The following is a 9,101-nucleotide window of genomic DNA, read 5'->3' as shown; positions in this document are numbered from 1 at the left end:
ACAGCAAACCTCCACGGTCAGGAAATGTTTCCCTGACCGTATGAATCCGCCTCGCACTTTCCCGCCCAAACGTCCCTTTGGGCGAGCTTGATCGCGCGTGCATACGATGGATGGATCATGACCGTATCGGGGAACACCCATGTCCAAACCCCGATCGCGGGGCTCGTCGAGCTGGCGCTACGCGACCCGTCGCTGAAGGAAGTCGCCCGCCGCGCCGCCGATGAACCCACCGATCTCCACCTCGTCGGGCCGGCCAGCGCCCGGCTGTTCGTCGCGTGCGCGCTGGCGCAGGCCGGCCCGCTGGTCGTGGTCACCGCGACCGGCCGCGAGGCCGACGACCTAACCGCCGAGCTGCGCGGCGTCTATGGCGACCAGGTCGCGATGTTCCCGTCCTGGGAGACGCTGCCGCACGAGCGGCTGTCCCCGGGTGTCGACACCGTCGGGGCGCGGATGATGCTGCTGCGACGGCTCACGCACCCCGACGACGCCCGCCTCGGCCCGCCGCTGCGGGTCGTGGTCACCACGGCGCGGTCGCTGCTGCAGCCGATGGCGCCCGACCTCGCCGACGTCGAACCGGTGACGCTGACCGTCGGGGAAGAGCCCCGGTTCGAGGCCGGAGCCGCCCCGGCGGCGACATTCGACCAAGTCGTCGAACGCCTCGTCGCGCTGGCCTACGAGCGGGTGGACATGGTCGGCAAACGCGGCGAGTTCGCGGTGCGCGGCGGCATTCTCGACGTCTTTCCGCCCACCGCCGAGCACCCGGTGCGCATCGAGTTCTGGGGTGACGAGGTCTCCGAGATGCGGATGTTCGCGGTCGCCGACCAGCGCTCGATCCCCGAGATCAGCATCGACACCGTGGTCGCGGTGCCGTGCCGCGAACTGCTGCTCACCGACGACGTCCGCGACCGCGCCGCCGCGCTGTCCGCCCAGCATCCCGTCCAGGACAACCACCTGGCGGGCAGCGTTCCCGACATGCTGGCCAAGCTGGCCGACGGCATTCCGGTCGACGGCATGGAGGCGCTGCTGCCGTTGCTGCGCAAGACCGATCTCGTCACGCTGCCCGCGCACCTGCCGCCGGGCACACCGCTGCTGATCTGCGATCCCGAGAAGGTCCGCACCCGTGCCGCCGACCTGATCAAGACCGGCCGCGAGTTCCTCGAGGCGTCGTGGTCGACGGCGGCGATCGGTGGTGGGGCGCCGATCGATCTGGAGGCGCTGGGCGCATCGGGTTTCGTCGAGCTCGACGACGCACGCACCGCCGCCATCGAGGGCGGTCACCCGTGGTGGACGCTGAGCCAGCTGTCCGATGAGGCCGCGCTCGAAGTCGACATCCGGCCCGCCCCGTCGGCGCGGGGCTCCCAAGGCACGATCAGCGAGATCTTCGCGATGCTGCGCGCGCACGTGGCGACCGGGGGATACGCGGTCGTCGTCACCCCGGGCGCCGGCACCGCGCACCGCGTCGTCGAGCAGCTCGGCGAAGCCGACACGCCCGCAACGCTTTTGGAAGCCGGCGCCACCCCCAAGCAAGGTGTCGTCGGGGTGCTGAAGGGCCCGCTGCACGACGGGGTGGTGGTGCCGGGCGCGAACCTGGTGGTGATCACCGAGGCCGACCTGACCGGCAGCCGGGTCGCGGCCACCGAGGGCAAGCGACTGGCCGCCAAGCGCCGCAACGTGGTGGACCCGCTGGCATTGACCGCCGGCGACCTCGTGGTGCACGACCAGCACGGCATCGGCCGGTTCCTCGAGATGACCGAACGCGTCGTCGGCGGGGCCCGTCGCGAGTACCTGGTGCTGGAGTACGCGTCAGGGCGCCGGGGTGCCGGAAAAGACGGCACCGACAAGCTCTACGTGCCGATGGACTCGCTGGACCAGCTGTCGCGCTACGTCGGCGGCGAGGCCCCGACACTGAGCCGGCTGGGCGGCAGCGACTGGGCCAACACCAAGACCAAGGCCCGCCGAGCCGTCGCCGAGATCGCCCAGGAACTCGTGGCGCTGTACGCGAAGCGGCAGGCCTCCGCGGGCCATGCGTTCGGCCCCGACACCCCGTGGCAGGCCGAGATGGAGGACGCGTTCGGGTTCACCGAGACCGTCGACCAGCTGACCGCGATCACCGAGGTCAAGGCCGACATGGAAAAGCCGATCCCGATGGACCGGGTGATCTGCGGCGACGTCGGCTACGGCAAAACCGAGATCGCGGTGCGCGCGGCGTTCAAGGCCGTCCAGGACGGCAAGCAGGTGGCGGTGCTGGTGCCCACGACGCTGCTGGCCGACCAGCACCTGCAGACGTTCACCGAACGGATGGCCGGATTCCCGGTCACCGTCAAAGGCCTGTCGCGGTTCACGTCACCGGCCGAATCGAAAGCGGTGCTCGACGGCATGAAGGACGGCAGCGTCGACATCGTGATCGGCACGCACCGGCTGCTGCAGACCGGCGTGACGTGGAAGAACCTGGGGCTGGTCGTGGTCGACGAGGAGCAGCGGTTCGGCGTCGAGCACAAAGAACACATCAAGTCGATGCGCGCGCACGTCGACGTGTTGACGATGAGCGCCACCCCGATTCCCCGCACGCTGGAGATGAGCCTGGCCGGGATCCGGGAGATGTCGACGATCCTCACCCCGCCCGAGGAGCGCTACCCGGTGCTGACCTACGTCGGTCCGCACGACGACAAGCAGATCGCCGCGGCGCTGCGGCGTGAGCTGCTGCGCGACGGGCAGGCGTTCTACATCCACAACCGGGTGCGCACCATCGACAAGGCCGCGGCGCGGGTGCGGGAGCTGGTCCCCGAGGCGCGCGTCGTCGTCGCCCACGGCCAGATGCCCGAGGAACTTCTCGAACGCACCGTCGAGGGCTTCTGGAACCGCGACTACGACATCCTGGTGTGTACGACGATCGTCGAGACCGGCCTGGACATCTCGAACGCCAACACGCTGATCGTCGAGCGCGCCGACACGTTCGGGCTGTCGCAGCTGCATCAGCTCAGGGGCCGGGTGGGTCGCAGCCGTGAGCGGGGCTACGCGTATTTCCTTTATCCGCCGGAGGTTCCGCTCACCGAGACCGCCTACGACCGGCTGGCCACCATCGCGCAGAACAACGAGTTGGGCGCAGGCATGGCCGTGGCGATGAAGGATCTGGAGATCCGCGGCGCCGGAAACGTTCTGGGCGTGGAGCAGTCGGGTCACGTCGCGGGTGTCGGTTTCGACCTGTACGTGCGGCTGGTTGGCGAGGCGGTCGAGGCGTACCGAGCGGCGGCGGACGGGAAAACCGTTGCGACGCAGGCGGAACCGAAAGACGTGCGCATCGATCTTCCGGTCGACGCGCATCTGCCGCCGGACTACATCGGCAGCGACCGGCTGCGTCTGGAGGGTTACCGGCGGCTCGCGGCGGCCGGCGACGACGACGCCGTCGACGCGGTGGTCGAGGAGCTGGTCGACCGGTACGGGCCGCTACCCGCGCCCGCGCAGCGGTTGGTCGCGATCGCGCGGTTGCGGTTGCTGCTCCGGCACTACGGGATCACTGAGGTCAGTTCGGTGTCGGAGACCACGCTGCGCCTGGCGCCGTTGCAGCTGCTGGACTCACAGCAGCTGCGGCTCAAGCGGATACAGCCCAGCGCACGCTACCGCGCGACGACGTCGACGGTGCAGGTCCCGATCCCGCGCGCCGGTGAGGGTGTCGGCGCGCCCCGCATCCGTGATCTTGAACTGGTGCAGTTCGTCGCCGACCTGCTGCTCGCCCTGGACGGAAAGCCGCAAGGAAGCGTCGATCTGACGTCGATCCCGGAGCCGGTGTGACCGATCGGCCGGAGCCCGGAGTCGGGATCCGGCCGATCCAACCGCGGTCTGGACCACCGGCGAAGGCTCAGCCGTTGGCGCCGTCCGATCCGTTGGTGCCGTTGCGGCTGCTCGCACCGGTCCCGGTGCCGCCGGTGCCGCCCTTCCCACCGGCACCGAGGGAGCCGCCGTCGCCGCCGTTGCCGCCGTTGCCGTTGAGCCCGGCGCTGCCCCCGTTACCGGCATTGCCTGCGACCACGAAGCCGCCGCCGGCCGCGGCGCCGCCGTTGCCACCGGCGCCACCGTTGCCGGCCAGCAGGCCGCCGTTGCCGCCGTTGCCGCCGACACCGCCATCCACGCGGGCGTCGGAGCTGGTAGCAGCGCCGCCGGCAGCACCGCCCCGCCCGCCGTCGCCGAGTAGTCCGGCGTTGCCGCCGTTGCCGCCGTTGCCGCCGTTTCCACCCCCGGCACTGATCAATGTGCCGCCGATCCCACCGGCCCCGCCGTCGCCCATCACGGCCCCGCCGTTGCCGCCGTGGCCACCGGCCTTTCCTTCGGCGCCGTTGCCGCCGGCGCCGCCGTTGCCGAAGAGTCCGGCGTTGCCGCCGTTGCCGCCGACCTGGCCCGCCGCGCCGTCGCCGCCCTTGCCGCCGTTGCCGAACAGCAGCCCGCCGTTGCCGCCGTCTTGGCCCGGCGCGCCGTCGAGGCCGTTGCCGATCAGCAGGCCACCGGGACCGATCAACCCGAGGAACGCGCCGTCGGGTGTGGACAGCGCGGCCAGAACGACCGCCGCGTCGATCGACACCTCGCTATAAGCCGTCGTGGCCGAACCCCCGGACCCCGGGGATTCGGATCGGCCCCTGGTGGTTGGTGCGAACAGCAGGCCGTCACGGCCCTCGAGCACCGAAGCGCGAGAAGGTGTTTGGGTGGCGCCGTCCCCGACGAACGCGGCTGCCGGCGCCGGCGCGGCGGCCGGGGTGGTCGTGATTGGTTCTTGCGCCGGCAACCGCAGGGTGGGCACGGTCGAGACACCGTCGGTGAGAAGTCGCGCCGACGGCGACGTCGGCACCGTGGTGGTGGTGGCCGCCGGGACTCGGGCAGCCGGTGGCGCGGGCGCGTCCTGCGGCGCGGCCGCGGCCGGGGTGATGGCCAGCCCGACGCCGAGGACGGTGGCCAGTGCCCCAACCCGGCCGACGAACCTCGCGCCGTGGGCCGGGTATCTCCGTTCCCACTGGTACCTGCGCTGATCGCGCACGCGATGGTGATGCATGTTCATCTTCTTCTCCTGATGTCATGGCTTTCGGCCCTGTCGGATCGACGATCCCGAACGGGCGTTGAGGATTCGTTGAGACGGAATTGAGCGCGGTACGACGCGTGTTCAGGCCCTGCGCGGCGGCCCCAACGCACGGGGTGTGACGAAATCGGCCGGACCCCGGTGGCGGGATCCGGCCGATCCAACCGCGGTCAGGGCAGGTTGAGGGTGCCCATCCGGGGCGGCGGCGTGGTCGGCGTCTGGGTGGCCTGGCCCGCGCCGGGCACCTGTCCCAGAGGCGATTGCGGCGCATTCGGCACTTGGGCGGCCGGGCCCGTACCGGGCAGCTGCCCCAAAGGTCCTTGCGGCCACTGTTGAGCCGTCGCCGGCGGTGCGGTGCACTTTCCCCCGGTGTGTTCCCCACCCGAAGACTGGCAGCATTGAACGGTCTCCTCATACCACTCAAGGGATTCGGTTTGACCGGACTTGTTTCTTGCGTCCGCCTTCTTCAAGCAGCTGTCGTAAGCGCCGATATCCCATTCAGCCACTGCGGTCGCGGGCTGGACGAACACACCGACCGCCGACGCGATCGCGACTGCGCCGACCGCGTAGGCCCACTGGTATATGCGCCGATTGCGCACGTGATGGTGCTTCATGTTCTCTTCTCCTGAAGTGATGGCTCGCGCCTCTGTCCGACCCGGCATCGACGATCCCGAACGGGCGTTGAGGATCCGTTGAGGCGGAACTGATGCGTGCGTTCAGGTGCCCTGCGTGGCGGCTACCACCGCGTCGAGGAAGGCACTCGGCACGGGCGCCCACGCAGGCTGCCAACGACCGCTGCGCATGTCGTCGCGCAACGCGGTCAGTAACGCGATCACGGAGTCACCGCCGTCGAGGAGATAGCGGACCATCCCGCGCTCGGCACATTGTGCGGTGATCACGGTCAGCAGGTGCTTGGCCTCGTCGGTTCGGCCTGCCGCGGTCAGCGCGGCCACGAGCAGCCGATTCGCCTGTAGCAGCGCGCGCGGACGACGTTGTTCGGCAACTCGTTCCACCCAGGCTTGCGCGCGGTCGCAGGCGCGGCCGGGTTGCCCCGTGAGCTGCGCTCGGATTTCGGCCTCGTCACGCATTTGTGCGGTGATCTCACCCAGCCCACCGTCCGGGAGCGGCTCGGCTCGCCATGCGCCGCTCCGCCAATCCTCGCCGGCAAGATTCAGCCGAACACGTTCGTTCTCCACGTGAGCTCGCAACCGGGGAAGCCTGATCGTCGCCGCGATGCGAGCGCCGTCGTCCAGGCACGCCGCGGCGCCCCGCCGGTCACCGCGCAGTGACTTGATGCGCGCGCCGATCACATGGCGCGCGATGATGGTCGCGGCCTCGCCGCCTTGCGACCCCAGGACGGTGCACTCGTCGAGGAGCCGTTCGGCGCCGTCGAGATCACCGCGTTCGTACAACAACTCAGCCAGCAGGGCCTGAGCAAGGGCGGCGGCGTGCGACTGGCTGGCCCCGAATTGTTGTGCCACGCTTAAGGCTTCACGGCAGCGACGTTCGGCTTCGACGACATCGAGTTCCTCGTGGGCTGCACGGCCAGCCAGGGAATGTCCACAGATCAGGTTGAAGGGGCTGTCGTGGTAGGGGTAGGCCCACTCCTGTCGCACTCGCGCGGCCTTGAAGTCGAATCGGCAAAGGTCAAGGAAGGTCGCGACGTTGGCCGCCATGCCCACCAGAACCGGCGGGACGGCGTCCGGCCTGGCCAGGCACTCCTCCAACATCTCGTCGACACCCGCGAGGTGGTCCGTCCACGTCTCCACCATGGCGCGAAAGACATTGGCTTCCAACCGCATACCGTGGCGCTCCGCCGCCGACTGTGCCCGCTTCGCCGCTGCCGACTCGAAGGCATCCAGCGCCGCATGCGCGGCAGCGCGCTGCTGCAACAACATGTGCCCGCACGCCATGGCGAGTTGAATCCTGGGGCTGAGGGTCACGATGCGCGACGGCAGCTTCGACACCAGAGCACGCAGCGTGGACAGTTGCGCGTGCTGAAAGAGGTCGATGCCGTGCAGCTCCAACAGCTCGATGGCGCGGTCTTCGTCGCCTGCCGCCATCGCATGGTTGATCGCCTCGTGCAGCATGTTGTGTTCGGCGAACCACCGCGAGGCGGCGGCATGCAGGCCGGCGATGCGGTCGGGATGGTCACGCATCAGCCGACGGCGCAGAAAGTCGGCGAACAGGTGGTGGTAGCGAAACCACTCGCGCTCGTCATCGAGCCGGCGCAGGAACAGGTCTCGGTTCTCCACCTGCTCGAGAAGCGCCTGGCCGTGCTCGACACCCGCCAGCGCCGACGCCAACCCGCCGCAGATGCGTTCCGTGACCGAGGTGGCCAGCAGGAAATCGAGCGTCTCCGGGTCGAGTGAATCCAGCACGTTCTCTGCCAGGTACTGAGCTATCGCGTGGTGACGACCTGACATCCGGCTGATGAGCTCGGCAGGGTCGTCGCAATCGCGCAGCGACAGCGACGCCAACTGCAGGCCGGCCGCCCACCCGTCGGTCGTTCGTTCGAGGGCCGCCACATCCGAATCGTCGAGAGCGAGCCCGTGCACGTCCACCAGAAAGGTGCGCGCCTCATGGTTATCGAAACGCAAAGCAGCACTGTCGATCTCGACCAGCTGGTCACACACCCGCACTCGACTCAGCGGTAGGCCGTCCCCCGTTCGGGTCGCCACCACCAGCTGAAGGTGGGAGGGACAATTGTCGATCAGATAGGCCATCGCCTCGATGGTCGGAGCATCGGTGATCCGGTGCCAATCGTCGATGATCACGCAGAAGCGGTTAGCACCCCGGTCGATGTCGTTGATCAGCGTCGCCAGCACGAAGCGCGTCGCCGCAGCGCCATGCTCTTCGAGTGTTGCGCGCAGTTCGGCGCCGACATCTGGCTTTACCGTGCGGACCGCGTCGATCAGGTGTGTGAGAAACCAGACGACGTCGTTGTCGTCGTCGTCGGTGGTCAGCCAGGCGACGGTGACGCCGTCGGCCACGAGCATTTCGCGCCACTGCGCGGCGAGCGTCGTCTTCCCGAATCCCGCAGGCCCGCGGATCACCGTCAGCCTCCGGCCGCCGCCCCCGCGCAGCGTGTCGGTCAGCCGAGCGCGCTCGACCAGCCGGCGAGGCGATGCCGGGGGCCGGTACTTGGTCGTCGCGGCAGGCGGTGCGGTGACAGGTCGCGGTGCGGGCGCGGGAAGAAGCAACGACTGGTCGTGGCGCAGGATGGCGGTTTCGAGGTCGCGCAGCGCGGGGCCGGGGTCGACGCCGAGCTCGTCGATCAGCCGAGCGCGCACCGATGCACTCACCCGTAGTGCGTCGGCTTGTCGGCCCGACCGGTAGAGCGCGAGCATGAGCCGGCAGTGCAGCTGTTCCCGGTACGGATTGGCGACCACCAGGCGTTCGAGATCGGCGACCACAGCGTGATGCCTGCCCAGCGCGAGTGCGGCGTCGATGCGTTGTTCGAGTGCGACCAGGCGAAGTTCCTCGAGGCGGGCCGCTTCAGTCTTGACGAATTCCGCTTCGGCCAGGTCGTCGAGCACCGGTCCGCGCCACAACTCCAACGCATCGGTGAGCAGCGTTTGGGCGCGCTCGGTTTCACCTCGCTCCAACGCCTCTCGGCCGGCTCCGAGCAGGTGCTCGAAACGCGCCGCGTCGACGTGGTCGGGATCGACGAACAGACCGTAGCCCGCCGACCGGGTGACCAGCACATCCTGCGCCCCGACGCTCGCCAGTCGCGAACGCAGGTGTGAGACATGGGTGCGCAGGGTGACATCGGCACTTGCCGGTGGTTCGCCGTGCCATATCGCGTCCGCGATCCGGCCGGCCGGAACGAGTGCGTTCAGGTGAAGCAGCAGCACGGCCAGCAGTTCGCGCTGCTTCCTGCTGCCGATGTCGAGCAGCTGTCCACCGTCGACGCCCGCGGTGAGGGGACCGAGGATGCCGAAGAAGGGCTGCCCGGCTACGGCACCGGCGCGCCGCGGTTTCACCAGGTCAGCGTATCCGCGACCGGGGCTCGGCGGGACGAAATAGGGCGCGAGTC

At 69.4% G+C, this 9,101-nt stretch carries 4 protein-coding genes; 1 reads left to right on the top strand and 3 read right to left on the bottom strand.

The genetic code is table 11. The features are described 5' to 3' along the window. Positions 1-117: 117 nt before the first annotated feature. Positions 118-3,789 (top strand): transcription-repair coupling factor, encoded by a 3,672-nt coding sequence (gene mfd, locus MELE44368_RS24775; protein ID WP_128110895.1) that lies wholly within the window; start codon positions 118-120, stop codon positions 3,787-3,789. A gap of 67 nt (positions 3,790-3,856) precedes the next feature. On the opposite strand, the gene MELE44368_RS27390 is transcribed toward mfd, so the two are convergent. The 3 genes from MELE44368_RS27390 to MELE44368_RS24760 form a co-directional block, all read right to left on the bottom strand. Further along, the gene (locus MELE44368_RS27390; protein ID WP_206613855.1) at positions 3,857-5,038 is read right to left on the bottom strand and encodes a PGRS repeat-containing protein; all 1,182 of its coding nucleotides are present in this window, start codon (positions 5,036-5,038) and stop codon (positions 3,857-3,859) included. Positions 5,039-5,232: 194 nt separating this feature from the next. Then, a complete protein-coding gene (locus MELE44368_RS24765) occupies positions 5,233-5,676 on the bottom strand; it encodes a hypothetical protein (protein WP_128110894.1) in 444 nt (147 codons plus the stop codon). Between the two features lie 102 nt (positions 5,677-5,778). Further along, positions 5,779-9,048, bottom strand: a complete 3,270-nt coding sequence (locus MELE44368_RS24760) for a BTAD domain-containing putative transcriptional regulator (RefSeq protein WP_128110893.1) — start codon at positions 9,046-9,048, stop codon at positions 5,779-5,781. Positions 9,049-9,101 lie beyond the last annotated feature (53 nt).

The organism is Mycolicibacterium elephantis DSM 44368 (assembly GCF_004014805.1).
Taxonomy (GTDB): Bacteria; Actinomycetota; Actinomycetes; order Mycobacteriales; family Mycobacteriaceae; genus Mycobacterium; species Mycobacterium elephantis.
The sequence above is the reverse complement of the archived record's forward strand: the minus strand, read 5'-3'. Positions and strand labels throughout refer to the sequence as shown.